The sequence below is a fragment of the Gordonia sp. PS3 genome, from assembly GCF_041950545.1.
In the GTDB taxonomy this organism is placed as follows: domain Bacteria; phylum Actinomycetota; class Actinomycetes; order Mycobacteriales; family Mycobacteriaceae; genus Gordonia; species Gordonia sihwensis.
Genome location: NZ_CP169524.1, coordinates 1,820,984 through 1,840,714 on the forward strand (window position 1 = coordinate 1,820,984; position 19,731 = coordinate 1,840,714).

21 protein-coding genes are annotated in these 19,731 nt (G+C 67.4%); 10 read left to right on the plus strand and 11 right to left on the minus strand.

Annotated elements, in window-relative coordinates; genetic code table 11:
- Window positions 1-37 precede the first annotated feature (37 nt).
- The 4 genes from ACE11G_RS08440 (at window position 38) to ACE11G_RS08455 (ending at window position 3,593) form a co-directional block, all read left to right on the plus strand.
- Window positions 38-703, plus strand: coding sequence for a three-helix bundle dimerization domain-containing protein (locus tag ACE11G_RS08440; protein WP_375004028.1), 666 nt, complete (start codon window positions 38-40; stop codon window positions 701-703).
- A 104-nt stretch (window positions 704-807) separates the two neighbouring features.
- Complete coding sequence (locus ACE11G_RS08445) at window positions 808-2,229, plus strand: FAD-dependent oxidoreductase (RefSeq protein ID WP_278127361.1); 1,422 nt, start codon at window positions 808-810, stop codon at window positions 2,227-2,229.
- Window positions 2,230-2,282: 53 nt separating this feature from the next.
- Entirely contained in the window at window positions 2,283-2,750 is a 468-nt protein-coding gene (locus ACE11G_RS08450; RefSeq protein ID WP_375004030.1) for a GNAT family N-acetyltransferase, read from the plus strand.
- 258 nt (window positions 2,751-3,008) lie between these two features.
- Window positions 3,009-3,593 (plus strand): hypothetical protein, encoded by a 585-nt coding sequence (locus ACE11G_RS08455; RefSeq protein WP_006895013.1) that lies wholly within the window; start codon window positions 3,009-3,011, stop codon window positions 3,591-3,593.
- A gap of 30 nt (window positions 3,594-3,623) precedes the next feature.
- Here the strand turns inward: ACE11G_RS08455 and ACE11G_RS08460 are convergent, their stop codons facing one another.
- Window positions 3,624-4,559, minus strand: coding sequence for an FUSC family protein (locus ACE11G_RS08460; protein WP_006895011.1), 936 nt, complete (start codon window positions 4,557-4,559; stop codon window positions 3,624-3,626).
- Between the two features lie 314 nt (window positions 4,560-4,873).
- A complete protein-coding gene (locus ACE11G_RS08465) occupies window positions 4,874-5,473 on the minus strand; it encodes an FUSC family membrane protein (protein ID WP_375004032.1) in 600 nt (199 codons plus the stop codon).
- A gap of 242 nt (window positions 5,474-5,715) precedes the next feature.
- Between ACE11G_RS08465 and ACE11G_RS08470 the strand changes: the two genes are divergently transcribed.
- The 3 genes from ACE11G_RS08470 to arsB all read left to right on the plus strand — a co-directional run bounded on the left by ACE11G_RS08470 (window position 5,716) and on the right by arsB (window position 7,783).
- Window positions 5,716-6,234: an AAA family ATPase gene (locus ACE11G_RS08470; RefSeq protein WP_375004116.1), complete on the plus strand. Its 519-nt coding sequence runs from the start codon at window positions 5,716-5,718 to the stop codon at window positions 6,232-6,234.
- 77 nt (window positions 6,235-6,311) lie between these two features.
- Window positions 6,312-6,695 carry an ArsR/SmtB family transcription factor gene (locus ACE11G_RS08475; protein WP_375004034.1) on the plus strand — a complete coding sequence of 128 codons (384 nt, stop codon included), beginning with the start codon at window positions 6,312-6,314 and terminating at the stop codon, window positions 6,693-6,695.
- Entirely contained in the window at window positions 6,692-7,783 is a 1,092-nt protein-coding gene (gene arsB / locus ACE11G_RS08480) for an ACR3 family arsenite efflux transporter (RefSeq protein WP_375004036.1), read from the plus strand. Before ACE11G_RS08475 ends, arsB begins: the two co-directional genes overlap by 4 nt.
- Before the next feature lie 54 nt (window positions 7,784-7,837).
- Here arsB and aztD read toward each other — a convergent pair whose 3' ends face one another.
- Genes aztD through aztB form a run of 4 tightly spaced genes read right to left on the minus strand, consistent with a single transcriptional unit; the run spans window position 7,838 to window position 12,116 of the window.
- Entirely contained in the window at window positions 7,838-9,040 is a 1,203-nt protein-coding gene (aztD, locus tag ACE11G_RS08485; RefSeq protein WP_006895005.1) for a zinc metallochaperone AztD, read from the minus strand.
- Window positions 9,041-9,089: 49 nt separating this feature from the next.
- Entirely contained in the window at window positions 9,090-10,022 is a 933-nt protein-coding gene (gene aztC, locus ACE11G_RS08490) for a zinc ABC transporter substrate-binding protein AztC (protein WP_006895004.1), read from the minus strand.
- A complete protein-coding gene (locus tag ACE11G_RS08495) occupies window positions 10,019-11,212 on the minus strand; it encodes a hypothetical protein (protein ID WP_045538210.1) in 1,194 nt (397 codons plus the stop codon). Before ACE11G_RS08495 ends, aztC begins: the two co-directional genes overlap by 4 nt.
- 46 nt (window positions 11,213-11,258) lie before the next feature.
- Window positions 11,259-12,116 carry a zinc ABC transporter permease AztB gene (gene aztB, locus ACE11G_RS08500; protein WP_052692401.1) on the minus strand — a complete coding sequence of 286 codons (858 nt, stop codon included), beginning with the start codon at window positions 12,114-12,116 and terminating at the stop codon, window positions 11,259-11,261.
- A gap of 48 nt (window positions 12,117-12,164) precedes the next feature.
- On the opposite strand from aztB, the gene aztA reads away from it, so the two are divergent.
- The 3 genes from aztA to ACE11G_RS08515 all read left to right on the plus strand — a co-directional run bounded on the left by aztA (window position 12,165) and on the right by ACE11G_RS08515 (window position 15,078).
- Entirely contained in the window at window positions 12,165-12,797 is a 633-nt protein-coding gene (aztA, locus tag ACE11G_RS08505) for a zinc ABC transporter ATP-binding protein AztA (protein WP_045538209.1), read from the plus strand.
- A gap of 75 nt (window positions 12,798-12,872) precedes the next feature.
- A complete protein-coding gene (gene metA / locus ACE11G_RS08510) occupies window positions 12,873-13,787 on the plus strand; it encodes a homoserine O-succinyltransferase (protein ID WP_045538208.1) in 915 nt (304 codons plus the stop codon).
- Window positions 13,788-13,959: 172 nt separating this feature from the next.
- On the plus strand, window positions 13,960-15,078 hold the full coding sequence (locus tag ACE11G_RS08515; RefSeq protein WP_045538207.1) for a linear amide C-N hydrolase: 1,119 nt from the start codon (window positions 13,960-13,962) through the stop codon (window positions 15,076-15,078).
- Between the two features lie 31 nt (window positions 15,079-15,109).
- On the opposite strand, the gene ACE11G_RS08520 is transcribed toward ACE11G_RS08515, so the two are convergent.
- The 5 genes from ACE11G_RS08520 to ACE11G_RS08540 form a co-directional block, all read right to left on the minus strand.
- Entirely contained in the window at window positions 15,110-15,481 is a 372-nt protein-coding gene (locus tag ACE11G_RS08520; RefSeq protein ID WP_375004041.1) for a hypothetical protein, read from the minus strand.
- A 49-nt stretch (window positions 15,482-15,530) separates the two neighbouring features.
- Complete coding sequence (locus ACE11G_RS08525) at window positions 15,531-16,133, minus strand: TetR/AcrR family transcriptional regulator (RefSeq protein ID WP_375004118.1); 603 nt, start codon at window positions 16,131-16,133, stop codon at window positions 15,531-15,533.
- 125 nt (window positions 16,134-16,258) lie between these two features.
- On the minus strand, window positions 16,259-17,770 hold the full coding sequence (locus ACE11G_RS08530) for an MFS transporter (protein ID WP_045538216.1): 1,512 nt from the start codon (window positions 17,768-17,770) through the stop codon (window positions 16,259-16,261).
- Between the two features lie 35 nt (window positions 17,771-17,805).
- Window positions 17,806-18,837, minus strand: a complete 1,032-nt coding sequence (locus ACE11G_RS08535) for an Atu2307/SP_0267 family LLM class monooxygenase (RefSeq protein ID WP_045538205.1) — start codon at window positions 18,835-18,837, stop codon at window positions 17,806-17,808.
- A 42-nt stretch (window positions 18,838-18,879) separates the two neighbouring features.
- The gene (locus ACE11G_RS08540; RefSeq protein WP_006894994.1) at window positions 18,880-19,716 is read right to left on the minus strand and encodes a mycofactocin-coupled SDR family oxidoreductase; all 837 of its coding nucleotides are present in this window, start codon (window positions 19,714-19,716) and stop codon (window positions 18,880-18,882) included.
- Window positions 19,717-19,731 lie beyond the last annotated feature (15 nt).

Sequence of the window (19,731 nt, forward strand, 5' to 3'; positions counted from 1 at the left end):
GAGCTGGGTCGGTATCTACGAACCGGGGTGAAGCCTGATGAACGCCGACGCCACGACCGAATCAGCCGGGACACCAGATCTGCTGATGCCCCAAGCCCTGCTATCGCGAACCGCGGAGAGGCTCGCCGCCCAGTACCGAGGGATCGTGTCCGAACAGACCGTCGAACGGGTCGTATTCGAGTCCTACACCGCGCTGCGGCGCACCTCCCGCATCCACACTCACCTGGTGACCCTGACAGGCAGGTTCGCCGCAGAACGCCTCGCCGCCCTAGCGCAGTCCACCGGCGCAACCACCACGACCGTGCCCGAAGTGCTGTTCATCTGCGTCCACAACGCTGGCCGCTCACAGATGCCCGCCGCGCTCCTGACCCACCACGCGGCAGGACGAGTGCACGTACGTTCAGCCGGGTCTCTACCCGCGGCGGACATCAACCCGATCGTCGAGCTAGCCATGACAGAGATCGGCCTTGATCTCGCCGCCAAGTTCCCCAAGCCGCTCACCGACGATGTGGTCGCGGCCGCGGACGTCGTGATCTCCATGGGCTGCGGCGACGCCTGCCCGATCTACCCGGGCAAGCGGTACCTGGACTGGCAAGTCGCCGACCCCGACAACCACCCCATCGAGACCGTTCGTCTGATCCGCGACGACCTCAACTACCGCGTCCGCAACCTCCTCGCCGAGCTCCTACCTGCCACTACCTGACCGCCGCTGATCGGCCTGCCCGCACGCTCCCGCGACTTCTCCCAACAGCGCGGCACCCTGCTCTACCTCACATACCCGTGTCCCTTCGGAAGGAACCGACACCCATGCCTGCACGCAAGATCATCGCAATCGGCGGATCAGACGCCGGAATCTCCGCCGCACTGCGGGCTCGCGAGCTCGACCCAACCAGCGAGGTCACCGTCGTCGTCGCCGACGCCTACCCGAACTTCTCCATCTGCGGCATCCCGTACTACGTCTCCGGCGAAGTCACGCACTGGAGCAACCTCGCCCACCGCACCGCCGCCGACCTCGCCGCCACCGGCATGACCGTTCATACCGACACCCGGGCCACCGCGATCGACACCGCCGGGCACCGCCTCACCGTCACCGGGCCCGACGGCGTCTCACGAGACCTCGACTATGACGCTCTCATCGTCGGGACCGGCGCGGTCTCAGTGCGGCCACCGATCACCGGCCTCGACCAACTAGGCCCTGACGACGGCGTTCACCTCCTGCACTCGATGGGCGACACCTTCGCCGTCATGAACACCCTGACCACCACCGACCCGAAGACCGCGATCATCATCGGCGCCGGCTACATAGGCCTGGAGATGGCCGAAGGGCTCACCACCCGAGGCCTAGCCGTCACCCAGATCGAAGCCCTCCCCGAAGTCCTCCCCACCGTCGAACCAGAACTCGGCACCCTCGTCCACAACGAACTGGTCCGCAACCGAGTCGACGTACGCACCAACACCCTGGTCACCGCCATCGACCGCGCCGACAACGGCGACCTGACCGTCACCACCGCGAATGACGGCCACACCGACCACCTCACCGCCGACCTCGTGCTCGTCGTGGTCGGCGTGCGCCCCGACACCGACCTCGCCGCCGCCGCCGGTGCCAACCTCGGAATCAAGAACACCATCGCAGTCGACGAACAGATGCGCACCAACCTGCCGGACGTCTTCGCCGCCGGCGACGCCGTCCACACCCACCACCGCCAACTCGGCATCACCTGGCTCCCACTCGGAACAACCGCACACAAGCAGGGCCGCGTCGCGGGCGAAAACGCCCTCGGCGGCACCGCCCGCTACACCGGCTCCCTCGGAACCCAAGTCGTCAAAATCTTCGACCTCGTCGCCGCCCGCACCGGCCTCAAAGAAGCCGAAGCCCTCACAGCCGACCGCGGCTGGACACCAGTATCGACCACCTCGACACCCGACGACCACAAGGCCTACTACCCAGGCGCCACCCCCATCAACATCCGCATCACCGCAGACCACAAGACCGGCACACTGCTCGGAGCCCAACTCATCGGCCACCGCACCGCCGAAATCGCCAAACGGATCGACACCTACGCCACAGCCCTGCACCACGGCATGACCGTCGAAGCGCTCAGCGAACTCGACCTGTCCTACACCCCACCCCTGGGATCACCATGGGACGCCGTCCAAATCGCCGCCCACAACTGGGTACACGAACACCGCCTGCACGCCCAGCGCAGCGAACTGAACCCAAACCAGTGACCACCAGCAGCAACCCCTCCGAGCCCCACACAACACGCGCGGTCATCGCACCAATGGCGCCCGAACACGGACCCCAAGTCCTCGCGATCTACCAAGCCGGCATCGACACCGGCAACGCAACCTTCGCGACCGCCGCCCCAACCTGGCCCGACTTCGACCGCGATCACCTACCCGACCACCGATTCGTTGCCCTCGACCCCAACGGCAACGTCACCGGATGGATCGCCGCATCACCGGCATCGAGCCTGTGCGTCTACACCGGCGTCATCGAACACAGTGTGTACGTCGACCCCAACCACTCCGGCAAGGGCGTCGGCACCGCACTCCTACAAGCGCTCATCGACTCCACCGAAACCGCAGGAGTGTGGACCATCGAAACAGGAATCTTCCCCGAGAACCACGCCAGCCTCGCACTGCACCACGCCCACGGATTCCGCACCGTCGGAACACGAGAACGCATCGGCCAACACAACGGCCACTGGCGAGACGTCGTCCTCATCGAAAGCCGCAGCAACGCCTAACATCGCCGGATACGCGCAATTTCGAGCGCACCAACCACAGCAATACGCATCGAAGTGATACGCAGGGTGTCCAGTAGAATCCGGCAGCCCATACGACACGAGTCAACATCCGGCTTGGCACTTACGGGTCGGACTTCGAAGCCGAGTGGACCTCCAAGACCCTCCTGCCCATCTTCTTTCGGGAGGTCGTACGACGGCTGGTCCATTAAGCCACGCGATGCCCGCTTGCACAACGCCCATGGCGGCTACGCTGGCCGCATGCGGGTGTCCCGATTGAACGACCTCGGGCTGGTTATCGGGCCGGCACTGTTCGCACTGTCGCCGGCATTCTGGAAGGACGGACACTACGGCGCTGTCGGCGGCATGCTGATCGCAGTGTCGACCGTGCCGTGGGTGTTCGGACTCATCGGCCAGTACGACCGGGTACGCTCGCGACTTCCTCTGGCGGCCGGACTGTGGCTCCTGCTGGTGCTGATCGGCATGTTCGGGACAGTCGCGTTCGGGTTGCAGGGGTTCTTCGAGGACGTGTTCGGAGTCGACGACGCATCCGCTCTCGCGGCATTCGACGGCTACCCGGCGGCTGGTACGGTGATGTTCCTACTGGCGGGACCGACGTTCCCGCTCGCACTCCTGCTACTCGGAATGATGTTGTGGCACACGAGACTGTCGCCCCGAGCGTGTTCAGGACTGCTCGTGATCGCCGCGATCGCGTTCCCGATCGCACGGGTGTCTCGGGTTCCGACGATCGCGCTCACCGCCGATTTGGTCATGCTCGCTGCGTTCTGCGGCATCGCATGGTTCTCCTGGTCACAGCCGTCGATGACCGAGCATCGCGCTACTTAGACGAACGTCTCATGACGGACAGCGACCGGGTCAGCGTCCGTGCGGAACCAGCCCCGTGACTTCAGCGAGTCTGTCGACAATCGCACCCAGACCGTCGCCTGTACGCAGATTCTGCTGATCGACCGCGCTGGCGCGGGGGTCGCTCCCCTGTCCCGGGATCCGCCCGACGGCTCGGACGGCGTCGGCGACATCGCGTGCACCGTCGGGATTCGCCGGCGCACGGTTGGAGAGCCTGTCGGCGGCGTACCGGGCGACCTCGTCGGCCAACTGCTGCGCCGCATCGACGGCCGGTAACCAGGCCGCGGCCACGGCGTCGCTCGGCGGTGGCTCAGCCAGCGCTCGGTGGAGCCGAGCGCTCAGCTCGGTGAGTGAGGCGGCGGCCGCGCGGCGAGCACGGACAACGCCGTCGTGCCGTCGTCCGACAGGACCCGCATCGTCACGCGGAATCGGAGTTCCGGAATAGGTCAGTTCGGTCGCGATGGATCCCATCGCTTCGGCGAAGACCTGGTGCACCCACACTCTCCTGGAGTGCGGCCAGAGAAGGTAGCCGAAGACGATGACAACAGCTCCGCCGATGGCGGTCGCCGCGATGCGTTGTGCAGAGTAGTTGTCCTGTTCTGCGGGAGTGATCGCGGCGACGAGAAGAATCACCACCGGCGTGATGGCGACTGCCTGTAGAGAGTACGAGCACATCATCAGCCACGGAATGAACGCGGAGATCAGCAGGATGGCGATGCCGAAGCCGACGCCCTTCGGTACCAGCACGATGATCACGGTGGCAACGCCGGCACCGATGAGAGTCCCGATGATACGCAGGATCGCGCGCGAGAACACCGAACCGAAGTCCGGTTTCATCACGAGACAGACCGTCAGCGGCACCCAGAACCAGTGACTGAACGGGAAGTACCACTTGGCCCCGACGGCGATACCGAAGCACAGTGCCAGCCTGACCGCAGCGCGGATCACCTCGGAATCGATCGTCGCCGAGACCGGCGTGACCAGGCGACGCGGCTCTGTGCGCTGCGCTGCGGTGCGGTCAGCGCGTCCTGCAACCGGTCGATGCGCAGCGTGAGCGCCGACGCGCCGTCGGTGCGCACCGGCACCGGTGTCGAGATCGACTCGTGGCGGGTGATGCCGTCGGCAAACGCTTCGAGGCGTCGCGCAGCGGCCTCCGCGACGTCCGGGTCCTCTTCGCCGACCAGAAGAGCCTGAATCCCCTCCGCTGCGTCGAGGACGTCGTCAGTGAGCGACCACCACCTCGTGCGCCGGCGCAGCGGGAGTTACGCAAGTCGGTCACGCGCGGCATAGTAGGCGGCGTCGGTGCGGATACGTGCATCCGTGGTCTGCGCGCCCCCGACCAGCAGATCGCCGTGCCGAGCCCGGGCGAGTTCCGCCAGAGCTTCCAAGAGCGGTTGTAGCCCTTTGCGCTGCGGTCGGTCTGGGACGATCAGCGCCTCCAGCCCGAGCAGTACGGCATAGAGCGCTGCGCCGGCGAAGTACAGCCCCAGCGGCACCCACCAATTGTGAATCCCGTCGACACCGATCGCGATCGAAGAGGTGAGCAAGAATTGCATTCCGCCCACCGAGAAAGCAGGCCCGAGTCCTGCCAGCAGACCCATCAGGAGTGCGAGCATCGCCATGAGGATGGCGAGCGCGACGAGTGGCATGTCCTGCGAGTATCCGAGGATGTATCCGGCCGCCGCGATCGGTGTCGATACCGCGAGGACCGTGAAGTTCAGCCGGTAGGTTCCTTCGCGCTCGCCCGCTGCGAGAAGCAGACAGGCCAGACCGATCCACATCCCGGTGACGATGTGGTCGGTGAGCGCTCCGACGATGAACGGCACGCCGACCGCCGCTCCGGACCGGATCGCATGTCCCACGGGGAATTCCGCCGGACGAACGCGTATGGTTTCGCGCATCCAGGACCATCGAGGATCGTCGGCGAGCGAACGCATCGGGGACAGCACCGGGCCTCCTTGTGCCGAGCAGCACGGGGTGTGAACTGACTCTATCGGTGGTGTCAGACCCTTCAGTGCCATGGCGCACTCCGTTCCGTGCCAAGACGAAGTCCAAGCGAATTCAGAGCAGAGGAGATGATGTGTACCGCCGTCAATCGCGCGCAGTGGTTCTGTCGGGGTGCTCGGGTGGAGGCAAATCCACCGTGCTCGAGCATCCGGCGGCTCACGGATACCGCACAGTCGACGAGCCCGGTCGCCGAATCGTCCGGCAAGAACTCCGCACCGGCGGGCACGCCTTGCCGTGGGAGCACGCAGACCGGTTCGCGCGAGCGTGCATCGACCTCGCGCGCGTGGATCGCGAAGACGTCGTCGCCGACCGGTGGACCTTCTTCGATCGCGGGCTGGTCGACGCCGACACCGCGTTGCGTCACCACGCTGGCCGATCAGCGTGTTCGATCGAGGAGTTGCAGAACTACCACGCGCGGGTGTTCATGACACCGCCATGGCCGGAGCTGTACGCAGCCGACGACGAACGGCAGTTGGGGCTCGACGAGGCAGTCAGCGAATACGGCCGTCTACTGCGCAGGTACGACGAACTCGGTTACAGCATCACCGTTCTGCCGAAAGTGAGCGTCGCCGAGCGCGCCGAGCTGATTCTCGCTGAGCTCGGTCTGCGTGGTTGATCGGTCGGCCCGGCCGGAGCTTCCGGGGAGCGCTCACCCGACTTGCCCACAGTATCGATGGACGTCAATATCGACGTATGTCAAATCAGTCAACGGCCGCCGTCGGGACCGGAACGATGCAGCGGTGCTCCCCTCTCGTCCGCGAGCCGCTTTCCGTCGAGGACGCCGGCGAGGTGTCGTCGGTGTTCAAGGCGCTCGCCGACCCGATACGGTTGCGCCTCTTCAGCTTGATCGCCAGCCACGCCGGCGGCGAAGCGTGCGTCTGTGACATCTCCCCCGCCGTCGACGTCGCGCAGCCGACGATCTCGCATCACCTCAAGGTGCTCAAGGCGGCCGGCCTCGTGGCGTCCGAGCGCCGCGCCTCCTGGGTGTACTACCGCGTCGTCCCCGAAGCGCTGGCGACGCTCACCGCGGTCCTCTCTCCGGTGGACCAGCCCACCGGCGCCCCGTGCGCGTCATGACCGGCACCTCTACGGAACCGGTGGCCGCACGGCTCTCCAGACTCGATCGCTTTCTGCCGATCTGGATCGGGGCGGCCATGGCCGCGGGGTTGTTGCTCGGCCGCGCGGTCCCGGGGCTCGGCACGGCCATCGAGAAGATACAGATCGATGGCGTGTCCCTGCCGATCGCTGTCGGACTGCTGATCATGATGTATCCGGTGCTGGCCAAGGTCCGCTACGACCGGCTCGACACCGTGACCGGCGATCGCAAGCTCCTCGTCGCCTCGCTGCTCCTCAACTGGGTGGCCGGGCCGGCGTTGATGTTCGCCCTCGCGTGGCTGATGCTGCCCGACCTCCCCGAATACCGCACCGGCCTGATCATCGTCGGCCTGGCGCGCTGCATCGCCATGGTGATCATCTGGAACGACCTCGCGTGCGGCGACCGCGAAGCCGCCGCGGTCCTGGTGGCGATCAACTCGGTGTTCCAAGTGGTCATGTTCGCTGTGCTCGGTTGGTTCTATCTGTCGGTCTTACCCGGCTGGCTCGGACTGCCGCAGACGCGAATCGACAGCTCGCCGTGGCAGATCGCTCAATCGGTTCTGGTATTCCTCGGCATCCCGCTGGTGGCCGGCTACCTCTCTCGCCGGATCGGCGAACGCCGACGAGGTCGTCAGTGGTACGAGGAGTCCTTTCTCCCGAAGGCCGGACCGTGGGCTCTCTACGGTCTGCTGTTCACGATCGTGATCCTCTTCGCCCTCCAAGGCGACCAGATCACCTCCAAGCCGTGGGACGTCGCTCGGATCGCCCTGCCGCTGCTGGCCTACTTCGCGATCATGTGGGGCGGCGGCTACCTTCTCGGCGCGGCCATGCGACTGGGGTACGCGCGGACCACCACGCTGGCCTTCACCGCGGCAGGCAACAATTTCGAGCTCGCCATCGCGGTGGCCATCGGCACGTACAGCGCCACATCGGGCCAAGCTCTCGCGGGCGTCGTCGGCCCGCTGATCGAGGTCCCGGTCCTCGTCGCACTCGTGTACGTATCTCTCGCACTGCGCAGACGGTTCGCCGCCGACTCTCCCGGGGACGGAGACGGAGCCGAAAACGCTTGAGGCCCCGGCTGTTCCGAGACCGGAACAGCCGGGGCGTCGAGGCTCACACCACGGTCAGTGCTTGTGGAGGGTTCCGCTGATCTCGTTCGGTGTCACGTCGAGCGACGCCTCGGCACTCACCGTGCCGGTCGACAACGACACCCGCTTGATCGTCTTCGTCGCGGGATCGGTCACATAGGCGGTGTCGTCACGGACGAACAGGGACGGCCGCGGCTCCTGCCAGTCCATCGGTTCCTGCCACTTGCCGACCACCGGAATCGACTTGACGTTCGCGCCGGAGACGACGTCGAAGACATGCAGATGTCCGTCGGTGCCCAGGATCAGAGCTTCGCCGCCGGGTCCACGGCCGAGCGAGCGGAAGCTGTAACTGGCGCCGCCCGGCATCTGGACCAACCGCTGCTTCTGGGCAGCGGTATCGATCAGAGCGAACTGCGTGGGGAATTCGCGCTCGGCATCCGGGTCGGTCTTGTAGTCGCCGACGAGCACCGGCGACGCGTCGCTGCCGACCTGAGTGGACGTGGCGCCGTACTCCGGATCGACGGAGGGCACCTTCACGAACGCGCCGTTCTTGAACAGGAGGACCCCGTCCTTGCAGCCGAGCCCGACCACCTCCCCGGACGCCACCGCCTCGCCGTGGACTCCCGGGCACTGATCACTGTGAGCGATCTGTCTGCCCTGCGCGTCGACGGCCCGCGCTCCGCGCCGGTTCTCCTCGTCGCCCACCGAGGCGACGATAGTCCCGTCGGTGAGTTCTACGGCGACGCCGTGATGCGGACTCGCACTCGTGTATTCGCGTGTGGTCGGTGCGCCGTCCGACAGTTCGTGCGGATCGAACGAGAGCGCCGACCCCGTGGAGTCGGTGAACAGCACGGTCTTACCGCCGTGCAGCACGACGTGACCCGGCTTCTCCCCGGGATAGACGAGATCGGTCAATTCGGCATGGGAGGCGTCCATCACCGTGAACCCCTTCTCGTCGGAGACGATGAGATGGTCGTCGTCTCCCGCCGGATTGACGCGAGTGAATCCGTCCATCGGAACCTTGCTCACCACGTCGAGGCTGGTGCCGTCGAGGAGCGCGATGCCTCCGTCGTAGGTGACGGCGATCGGTTCGGCGACTTCGGTTCCGTCGGGAGGCGTGCTCGACGACGCCGACTCGTCATCGGCCGACGAGCACGCGGTCATCGTGAGGGCGGCCGCGGCCGCCAGCGTGAGCACTACCCTGCTGTGCCGCACCCACTCTCGGTTGCTGAGCATCATTCACTGTCACCTTTCATTCACATGGGTGTCCGTCGAGGCCCGGGACGGGTCAACGCGACAGACCTGAACTGATACGAGAAGCGTTGGTTCGCATCATGGCGATGTAGCTGTCTGCCTCGGTGCCCCGCTCGTCGAGAGACTCCGAGTACAGCGGAACGATGGCGACCGCCGTCCGGGTCTCGGCTGCGAGGGCCTTCGCGAGGCGGTCGGGCTGGGACGTGTCGACGAAGATCGCCGACACCGCGGTGGTCCGGATGGCCGTCGCGAGCGATGCCAGGTCGGAGCTGCTCGGCGACGCGAGGGTGGTACCGCTCGGCACGACGGCGCCGATCACCTCGAAGCCGTAGCGATCAGCGAGATAGCCGAATACGTGGTGATTCGTCACCAGCTTGCGGCGATCCTGGGGAATCGCCGCGAAGAGCCCGCGCATCCACTCGTCCAGATCGTTCAGCTCCGAGAGATACGCCTCGGTGTTCGCGCTCAGCCGGGCCCGGTCGACGCCATCGATCTCCGCGAGCCGGTGCGAGACGGCACGGACCGCGTCGCGCATCCGGGTCGGGTCGGTCCAGAAGTGCGGGTCCGCGGCTCCGGAGGTCTCACCGGTGCGGAACGTGATCGGTCGGGCGGCCCCGCCGGCTTCGACGATCGGGACCCCGTCGTCGTGCGCGGCGCGCACATGATGCTCGATGCCTTCTTCCAGGCCCAGCCCGTTGTAGACGATCAGGTCCGCATTGCGCATGGCGCCCGCCTCGCGGGCCGAGACGGCGAATGAATGCGGGTCCGCGTTCGGCTTCATCAGGGTCATCACCGTCGCCTGATCACCCACCAGCCGACCGACGACGTCACCCAGAATGTTGGTGGTCGCCACCACCTGCGGCTGGTCGTCGTGCGCGATGCCGCAGCCGGTGAGCGCCACTGTCCCGAGCAGGGTCCCGATCACCGCTGCGAGCAGTGTCGCCACGAGGCGACGCGGCGGCGTCATCGACCGACCTCGACCATGAGCTCGGGCTCGACGTCGACCGGGAGGGTGCGTGTCCTGCGCAGGGAGTCGCCGTAGTCGAACTCGTGAACGGCTCGGGCCGTGGGCTCGGAGAGGTACGCCCGGCCGGTGTCGGCGGTCAGCACCTTCCCGGCCATGCCCGCAGACGCACCGGCCGTCGCGACCGGCCGCCCGGCGCCGGTTGCGGGGTCGACGGCCAGGGTGCGCAGTTCACCGTCGTCGGTGAGCACGATCAGCGTCTCGTCGCGCCCCGGGGCCAGAGCGGCGGACAGCCGGTCGGCCGAGGGCACCCACCGAAGCGACCCTGCCGAGGAGTCGAGCAGCCACGAGCCGGCCGCGGTGGCCGCGACGGCCCGGTTGCTGCGTGGCCGAACGCCGAACGCACCCGCCCGCGGTCCCCTGCGTCCGTAGTCGAGTACCTGTGCGGCGACCTCGCCGCCCCTGTCGGTGAAGAGGATGATCGCCTCGGCGCAGGACACCGCGACCGCGTTGCGCAGCAGCGCCGGGCCCTGCGGGTCGACGCAGGGCTGGGCCGGTCGGCGGGGATTTCCGTCCCGATCGGTGAAGACGACTCTTGAGGCGGGGCGGTCCGGACCGTCGCCCAAGCCCAGCACCAGGCCATCTGCGTAGGGCACGGCGAAACCCGCACTGCTGCGGGTGTCGATGGTCGAGATCGGGCGCGGGGCCGAACCGTTCTCCAGACCCCGCCGGTCCAGCACGGTCACCGAGCCTCCGCGCGCGCCCACCGCGGTGATCTCGTCCGCTCCCGACACGGTCGTGACGGCCGCGGGCACGGTCAGCGTGCCGAGCGGCTCGGTCGTCGCCCGGTAGTAGTGAACGTGATCGCCGTGATCGACGGTCCAGCCGCCGCTGTCCACCACTTCCAGGGTGTCGCCGTCGATCACGTAGACGAAACGGCCGTCCTCGTCCAGGCGCTGCGCCTCCGTGGTCAGGTCCACCGTCACGGTGCTCTCCTCCGCCGGGTCGAGGAAGCTCAGCTTCTTCCCGTTCCGGGCGGCGACGGCGAGCGCGATCTGGGGTTCGGACTTCTCTTTGGCTCCTTCGACGTAGCCGTGCGGGCGGTCGCTGCCGGCTGACCCGTTCTGCGGAGCCGGTTCGTCGGCGCCGCAGCCGGCGGCCAGGATGACAGTCGACGTCGCGAGCGCCGTCATCGCTGTTCGGACTGTTCGCGTTCGATTGGGCAAAAGTGTTCGCCTTTCATGTCGTCGGGTCGGCGATGCCACGGGCACGCCGCAGCACCGCGCGTCCGATGGTGCGGAGTGCGAGGGTGAGGAAGAACAGGACGACCGCGGTCGCGGCGATGGTGGCACCGGCCGCCGTGGCCCGATGCCAGGAGACGAGCAGCCCGACGAAAGTGGCGAGGGCGCCGAATCCGAACGCCACGAGCATGGCCGCGGGAACCCGGCGCACGATCAGCAGTGCGGACGCCGACGGCGCCACCAGCATGCCGAAGGCCAGCAGGGTGCCGACCACGCTGAAGGCGCCCGCCATCGCGACGGCGAGTGTCAGGACCATCAGCAGATTGGTCGCGGTCGGCCGCAGACCGAGCGTGCGCGCCTTGCGGACATCGAAGGTCACCGCGAGGAATCCCCGGTAGGACAGCGTTGTCACCGCCAGGACCGCCGCGACGAGTACGCACAGCCGCACGAGGTCGCCGTCGTCGACGGCCAGCACGTCACCGAATAGGAAGCCGGTCAGGTCGGTCGCGAACGACGAGGAGTGCGAGACGATGATGACCCCGACCGCCAGCAGTCCGACGAACAGCAAGCCGATGCTCGTGTCCCGGCCGAAGTCGCGGTGGGTGCGCATGGACTCGACCCCGAGCACCATCACCACCGCGCTCGCCGCCGCGCCGACGATCAGGTCGACCCCCGTCAGCGCCGCGACCGCGACCCCGGGAAGCATGGCGTGTCCCATCGCCTCGCCGAGGAAGGTCATGCCGCGGGCGATCACCCACACCCCGACGAGTGCGCACAGCGCCGACAGCACCACGCCGGCCCACAGCGCGCGCGCCATGAACGCGACCGAGAACGGCTCCAGTATCGTTGGGATCACGCGTTAACAGTAACGGTTATCAATTTCATTAACTCGAAGGGGTCCCGATTGACTGCCACCGGCTACACCGTGCGCGGGCTGAGCTTCAGCTATGGCGCGACGACGGTCCTCGAGAATCTGACGACGACTCTGCAGCCGGGGGCGGTCACCGCCCTCGTCGGCGCCAACGGCACGGGCAAGAGCACGCTGCTGGAGCTGATCGCCGGAGTGCGCACACCGGACGCCGGCGAGATCACGCCCCGACCGCGACGCCCCGCTCTGCTGACACAGCGCAGCGAGCACATCGACGGCCTGCCGTTGACCGTCCGGGACTGCGTGCGAATCGGGACCTTCGGACAGGTTCCGTGCTGGCGCCCGACGGCACGGCGTGAGCGGCGCGCGGCAGAGGAGATCATCGAACGAGTCGGCATGACGCCGTTGCGGGAGTCCCGGATGCGCGACCTCTCGGGTGGGCAGCGCCAGCGGGTGTTGATCGCGCAGACGCTGGTTCAGCGGGCTGATCTCTATCTCCTCGACGAGCCCTCGACGGCGCTGGACGCCGGGACGCGAGAGCTCCTCTGCACCCTGCTGCGGGAACACGCGGACGCCGGTAAGACGGTGGTCGTGGCGTCGCATGATCGCGACGAGATTCGATTCGCCGACACGGTCATCGAGCTCGCGAGCCCGTCGATGTCGCGATGACCGTCGGGGCCGGCGCGGTCGGCTCCCGCACCGGTCCGGGGCGCGCCACGGGCATCCAGACTAGACTTATCGGCTATGCCCGTCACAGTGCCGCACGATCTCCCCGCCCGGGCCGTCCTGGAGGCGGAGAAGGTCTTCGTCATGTCCGACGAGCGCGCGGGGCATCAGGACATCCGCCCGATGCGGATCGCGATCTTGAATCTGATGCCGATGAAGGTCGCGACCGAGACACAGTTGCTGAGACTGCTGAGCAACAGCCCGCTGCAGGTCGAGATCACCTTGCTGCACATGTCCAGCCACGTCTCGCGGAACACGCCGCCCGGTCATCTCGAGTCGTTCTATTCGACCTTCGACGATGTGGCAGACAAGCACTTCGACGGATTGATCGTCACCGGGGCCCCGATCGAGAGGCTCGACTTCGAGGACGTCGACTACTGGCCCGAGATGACCAGAATCCTGGATTGGACACGCAGCAACGTGCAGTCGACGCTGCACATCTGCTGGGGCGCGCAGGCTGCGCTTTACCGGCACTACGGGGTGGGCAAGTACGAAGTGCGCCAGAAGATCTCCGGCGTGTTCACCCATCGCCTCACCGGCGCGAAGTCGCCGCTCGTCACAGGTTTCGACGAGGAGTTCCTGGCCCCGCATTCCCGGCACACCGACGTCCACGCCCGTGACATCGAGGCCACCGGTGCGGTCGAGGTGTTGGCCGTGAGCGACGAGGCAGGCGTTTTCCTGGCGGCCACTCCCGACGGCCGCGAGGTCTTCGTCACCGGGCATCCCGAGTACGACGCGGACACGCTGGCCCGCGAGTATCGGCGCGACAGTGACCAGCAGAGCGACGTCGCGGTGCCCGCACACTACTTCCCGGGCGACGACCCGACCGCGCTCCCGCTCAACCGCTGGCGCGGACACGGTCACCTCCTGTACACCAACTGGCTCAACTACTGCGTCTACCAGGAGACGCCGTTCGATCCGAACGGCGTCTGAGACCCGATCGATCGCCGACTTCGGCGCAGGGGCTCCGCTCTGTGCAGAAACCGGACTGATCCGTGCCGCCACGGCCTTGCGCGACGCGGGCCCCGCGGGGGCACCTTAGGCTGACAGTGACGCCTGAGCCCACTGCTCACCGCGCCTGAACTGCGACGAAAGCGATTGACGTATGTGTACACGTGTTATGTGGCCGGACGCGGGTGGTTCGGTGGTCGTCGGACGCAACATGGACTTCGCGCGCGATCTGCACACCAACCTCTGGAAGCTCCCCCGCGGTGTGAAGCGCGACGACCGGGTCGGCGGAGGCCTCTCGTGGACCGCGAAGTACGGCAGCGTGGTCGCCGGAGTGTACGACATCATCTCCGCCGACGGGGTCAACGAGAAGGGTCTGGCCGGACACGTCCTGTGGCTGGCGGAGTCGGATTACGGCACGCCCGATCCGGCGCGCCCGCAGCTCGCCATGTCCGTGTGGATGCAGTACTACCTGGACAACTTCGCCACCGTGGCCGAGGCCGTCGAGTGGACTCGGGCCAACGACCCCCAGGTGGTTCCGATGGCCGACCCGACCGGAGGCAGCAAGCCCGCGATCCACCTCGCGCTCGACGACGCCGACGGCGACTCGGTGATCTTCGAGTACATCGACGGGAAGCTGAACGTCTTCCACAGCAGGGATTACTGGGTGATGACGAACTCGCCGTCGTACGACCGGCAACTCGAGCTCGTCGAGAAGTACGAGGGCCTCGGCGGTGAGGATCCGATCCCCGGCACCTGCCGCGCCGAGGACCGCTTCGCACGTGCCCTGTACTACGTGCGGAATCAGCCGCGGCCGTCCTCGCGGCTGGAAGCCGTCGCCGCGATGGGCAGCATCATCCGGAACTGTGCGCAACCCTTCCGGAACCCCGAGCCGGGGAAGCCGGACGCCTCCACCACCCTCTGGCAGGTGGTGATCGATCTGACCAATCTCCGCTATGTCTTCGAATCGACCACGCGGCCGAACACCGTCTGGGTCGATCTGGCGGAGCTCGACTTCAGTGAGGGTTCGGGTGAGTGGAAGCTGAACCTGGTCGACCACCTCGAAGTGGAACACGGCCTCTCCGGCAACGTCACCAAGAAGTTCAAGAAGCACCGCAAGTTTCACCTCGTCTCGGTGAAGCAGAGTGAGCTGATCGGCGAACTCGTAGCGGAGGCTGCCAAGACCATCGATCCGCTCAAGTCGGCGGAGACGCGGGCGGAGCGGATCCAGGAGAAGGTGGAGGCGAAGATCGCCGAGTTCATCGCCTCAGAGTAGGAATCTCGACGAACCCCGTGGTTGTGTCCGGTCAGCGGTGGGGCGTGAGAGTGATCGCGCCGATGACGGCGCCGCCGAAATAGGCCGGGCCCCGGTAGCCGCCGTGACCGTCGCTGTTGAGAATGACGCGATGTCCCGGGAAGAGGTCGACATAGCCGCCGGTGGCAGTCCGATGAATCGGGTACCGCCCGATGAGTACCAGTTGATCGCCCTCGACGCGGGCATCACGTTGCAGAAGGACGATCCCGGACGACGAGGTCGTTGACGTGTAGGAGCCCGGAGCGACGTCCGCGGCCGCCTGGCCGGCGGAGCCGAAGAGCGCCATGGCTCCGATCCCCGCCGCGATCGCGGCGGTCCGAACGACAGCGGTCCGAACGACAGTGGGGCTGGGGCGCATCGACATCGTCGTCTCCTGGCTGCTCGGGCCTATCAGCGTACGCCGCACCGGTCGCTCAGCGCGAGCGAAGCCCGTCGGCGACGGTGGCGATGTACGTCGCGAGCAATCGGTCGAGCCGATCGTGGTCGGCACGCAGCGCCCCGGGGCGCCAGGCCAGTGCCAGCAGTCCGTTGAGGGTGGCCCAGAAGGCTGTCGCCAGATCGTCCGGATCGAGATCGGAGCGGGCGCTGCCGTCGGCCATGCCCGCGCGGATGGTCGCCGCGAGCTTGGCGTTCTGCTCCCCCGTCAGCTCCGCGATGTGGGCGACGGCGTCCGGCTCGTCGGGCGGCTCCACAAGGATGCGAAACTCGTGCGGCCGTTCCCTGGCGAACTTGGCGTAGGTGGCGGCCGCCAGCAGGAGGCGTTCCTCTGCGGTCCCCTCCGCGTCGTAGGCGGCGTCCATGTAGACCCGGCTCTCCCTCATCGCCTGCTCAGCCACCGCCGTGAGCAACGCCGACCGCCCGCCGACCCTGTTGTAGATGGTCTGGACTGCGACGTCCGCGCTTTCGGAGACCGCATCGAGGGTCAGCGCATCGGTGCCGCGGGTGGCGACGAGTTCGCGCGCGGCGTCGACGATCGCCTGACGCGTCGCCGCGGCGCGCCGCTGGGTACGCGTCATCGGCGCCTGCCCGTCCCCCGGCTTCGACGCCGACTGCTTCCGTACGCCACTGGGAGTCACGGACCCACCCTATCGACTTCCAACGGTGGAATCGATTCCAAGTCGGCGGCGGCCCTGCGGCCCGCTCAGACCGGTGCGGCGGCCGGTTCCGGACTCGCGGTGTTCAGCCCGAGCGGGTGTCGGACGTTGATCAGCAATCCCGCCACGACTGCCACGAACGCGAGGATGGCGGCCGCGACATAGAAACCGACACTGTCGCCGTGCACCATGGCGAGAGCCTGGAAATGAGGAATGTCCGCGGGGCCGCGGACCGAGTCCCGGTGATCGGTGATGTAGCGCGCGGCCGCGTTCGCGGCGATCGTGTTCAGCAACGCAGTCCCGACGGCGCCGCCGACCTGCTGCGAGGTGTTCACCATCGCCGAAGCGACACCCGCGTCGTACGGTGCGACTCCGAAGGTCGCCAGGTTCATCGACGTCATGAACACCGTTCCCATGCCGAAGCCGAGAATGATCAGACCGGGGAAGATCACGCTCCAGTATCGGGTGGAGTCGGCCGAGACCTGCGCGAGGATCAGCATGGCGCACGACCCGAGCAAGGCGCCGGGCACCAGCAGATACCGCGGCGGGACGCGGGTGATCAAGCGGGCCGCCACCTGCGTGGACCCGATGAGCATGCCGAACACCATGGGCAGGAACGCGAACCCGGCACTCAGCGGAGTGTAGTGATGCACAGTCTGCATGTAGAGGGTCAGGAACAGGAACGATCCGAACATCGCGATCACGGACAGCGCGACGGTCAGGTACGCGCCGCCGCGCGAACGGTCTGCGACCACGCGCAGCGGAAGCAGCGGATACGAGTACCTCCACTGCCAGCCTACGAACAGAGCGAGCAGCACCACCGCCGCCACCAGACAGGTCAGCGTCCCGCCGTCGGCCCAGCCTTTCTCCGCGGCCCGGCTGAAGCCGTACACCACCAGCGCCAGCCCGGAGCCGCCCAGCACCACGCCGAGTACGTCGAGCTTGACGACGTGGTCGGTGTTCCTCGGCGGCTCCTTGATTTCGAAGACCGCGCCGAGCAGCGCGACGGCCGCGATCGCGACGTTGATGTACATCGTCCAGCGCCAGTCGAGCACCTGCGTCAGCAGGCCGCCGAGGAGTAGGCCGACGGCGGCGCCGCCGCCGGCGATCGCGCCGAAGACGCCGAACGCGCGTGCACGCTCCTTCGGTTGCGTGAACATCACGGTCAGGAGGGAGAGCGCCGCGGGCGCCAGCAGGGCTCCGAAGGCCCCCTGCACGGCTCGCGCGGCGAAGAGCATCGCCTCATTGACCGCCGCGCCGCCGACCGCGGATGCGCAGGCGAATCCGACCAGGCCGATCATCAGCGCCCGGCGGCGGCCCCACATGTCCGCCACGCGGCCGCCGAACAACAGCAGTCCGCCGAAGGCGAGGGCGTACGCGGTGATCACCCACTGCTGGTTCGCGGTGCTGATTCCGAGATCCCGCTTGGCATCGGGCAGGGCGATGTTGACCACCGTGCCGTCGAGAACCACCATCAACTGTGCGAGACAGATGAAGACCAGGGCCTTCCAGCGACGGGGATCGGGTTCGGTGACGGGTTCGGCTGCGGGCACTGACATCGGGTCGCTCGATTCGTCGTCGCTATCGTGCAATCTCAGGCAAGGTCAGCCAGAATCCTACGCACCGCGGGCACCACCTTCTCGCCGTACAGCCGGATGGACTCCTGCTGGTCGTCGTGGGTGACCGGTTGGTCGTATTTGAGGTCGAAGCGGTCGACCTTCAACGTGTGAACAGTCGCCGCGATCTTCTCTGCGACCGTCTCGGGGGAGCCGACGTACAGCGATCCGGTCTCGATCTCGCGCTCGAAGTCGCCCGCGGCCGGCGGCGGCCATCCCCGCTCACGCCCCATCCGTTCCCGCATCTCGAACCAGCCGTCGCGCACCAGATTCCGGGCCGCTTCGTCCGTATCGGCGATCAGCCCCGGCGAGTGGACCGCCACCGGCCTGCGCGGAACGCCGAACTGATCCAGCGCGCGCTCGAACAGGTCGACGTAACCGGCGAAGCGGTCGGCGGGTCCGCCGATGATCGCCAGGAACAGGCCGAAGCCGTATCGTGCGGTCCGGACCACCGATTCGGGACTGCCGCCGACGCCCACCCACGCGGTGATGCCGTGGTCGGTGGCCGGGTAAACGCGCTGGTCCGACAGCGAGGCGCGGGTGCTGCCCGACCAGGTCACCGGCTCCTCGGTCAAGAGCGCCGAGAGCAGGGCGAGCTTCTCCTCGAACAGCACCTCGTAATCGCGGAGGTCGTACCCGAAGAGCGGGAACGACTCGGTGAAGGACCCGCGGCCGGCGACGATCTCGGCTCGGCCGTTCGAGACCGCGTCGAGCGTCGCGAACCGCTCGAAGACGCGGACCGGATCGTCGGAGCTCAGCACCGTCACGGCCGAACCCAGCCGGATCCGTTCGGTCCGCGAAGCGATGGCGGCCAGGACCATCTCCGGACTCGACACCGCGAAGTCGGGCCGGTGATGTTCGCCGACGCCGAAGAAGTCCAGGCCCGCTGCATCGGCGACCACCGCATCGTCCACCAGATCGCGGATCACCTGCGGATGGGGAACCGGCTCTCCGTGTGCGTCGCGGGTCACTCCGCCGAAGGTGTCCAGGCCGAATTCGATGTGGTTCACGGTTGGGTCAACGATCACCGTGGACCGAATGATTCCCGCACGTCAGCTCGAGACCCGGGCGGCGGCGCCCGCGTCGACGGGAAGCACGGTGCCGGTGATGTGGGCGCTGGCCTCCGCGGCGAAGAACAGGACCGCGCGAGTGACCTCCTCGGGCTCGAGGAAGGCGATCGGCTGCGCGTGCAGCATCGCCATCACCGGCTCCACATCCGCGCGCGTGGGTGCGTCCAGGTCTGGCCGCACCACCGAGTACAGCGCGTCGTTGTGCACCATCGGCGTCGAGATATTGCCCGGCGCAATGGCGTTCACCGTGATCCCGTGAGCGGCGAGATCGAGCGCCACGCTCTTGGTCATGCCGATGACGCCCCATTTTGACGCGCCGTACGCGGCCTGACCCTGTGCCGCGCTCCGCCCGAGCATCGAGGAGATGGTGACGATGCGCCCGTAGCCGCGCGCGATCATTCCGGGCGCTACCGCGGCGAGCGTGTTGTACACACCGGTCAGGTTGCTGCCGATGACCTCCTCCCAGACGGCCGCGGACGCCTCGGTGATCGGCGACGTGCCGGAGACGCCTGCATTGGCGACTGCGACGTCGACGCGGCCCAGCTCGTTCTCGGCGCGCGCGACCAGCGCCTCCATCGCCGCCCGATCTGCGGTGTCCGCCTTCACCGCGATGCATCGCCGCCCGGTGGCCTCCACCAGTCGGACCGTCTCGGCGAGATCCTCCTCGGTGCCCATCGGGTAGGCGATCGCGGGGCTGTCCGCACACCGATCGCAGACGACGACGTCCGCGCCCCGTTCGGCGAACGCGATCGCGTGCGCACGTCCCTGACCGCGTGCGGCTCCGGTCACCAATGCCACGCGATTGCTGAAGTCGTCCATGCCGTCTCCTTGCCG

Coding starts and splice junctions, on each gene's coding strand:
- ACE11G_RS08520 (WP_375004041.1), bottom strand. CDS start 15,481: ATGTCGATGCGCCCCAGCCCCACTGTCGTTCGGACCGCTGTCGTTCGG.
- ACE11G_RS08445 (WP_278127361.1), top strand. CDS start 808: ATGCCTGCACGCAAGATCATCGCAATCGGCGGATCAGACGCCGGAATC.
- ACE11G_RS08475 (WP_375004034.1), top strand. CDS start 6,312: ATGTCAAATCAGTCAACGGCCGCCGTCGGGACCGGAACGATGCAGCGG.
- ACE11G_RS08525 (WP_375004118.1), bottom strand. CDS start 16,133: ATGACGCGTACCCAGCGGCGCGCCGCGGCGACGCGTCAGGCGATCGTC.
- ACE11G_RS08515 (WP_045538207.1), top strand. CDS start 13,960: ATGTGTACACGTGTTATGTGGCCGGACGCGGGTGGTTCGGTGGTCGTC.
- aztD (WP_006895005.1), bottom strand. CDS start 9,040: ATGATGCTCAGCAACCGAGAGTGGGTGCGGCACAGCAGGGTAGTGCTC.
- aztC (WP_006895004.1), bottom strand. CDS start 10,022: ATGACGCCGCCGCGTCGCCTCGTGGCGACACTGCTCGCAGCGGTGATC.
- ACE11G_RS08440 (WP_375004028.1), top strand. CDS start 38: ATGAACGCCGACGCCACGACCGAATCAGCCGGGACACCAGATCTGCTG.
- ACE11G_RS08540 (WP_006894994.1), bottom strand. CDS start 19,716: ATGGACGACTTCAGCAATCGCGTGGCATTGGTGACCGGAGCCGCACGC.
- ACE11G_RS08495 (WP_045538210.1), bottom strand. CDS start 11,212: ATGACGGCGCTCGCGACGTCGACTGTCATCCTGGCCGCCGGCTGCGGC.
- arsB (WP_375004036.1), top strand. CDS start 6,692: ATGACCGGCACCTCTACGGAACCGGTGGCCGCACGGCTCTCCAGACTC.
- metA (WP_045538208.1), top strand. CDS start 12,873: ATGCCCGTCACAGTGCCGCACGATCTCCCCGCCCGGGCCGTCCTGGAG.
- ACE11G_RS08530 (WP_045538216.1), bottom strand. CDS start 17,770: ATGTCAGTGCCCGCAGCCGAACCCGTCACCGAACCCGATCCCCGTCGC.
- ACE11G_RS08450 (WP_375004030.1), top strand. CDS start 2,283: ATGGCGCCCGAACACGGACCCCAAGTCCTCGCGATCTACCAAGCCGGC.
- ACE11G_RS08455 (WP_006895013.1), top strand. CDS start 3,009: ATGCGGGTGTCCCGATTGAACGACCTCGGGCTGGTTATCGGGCCGGCA.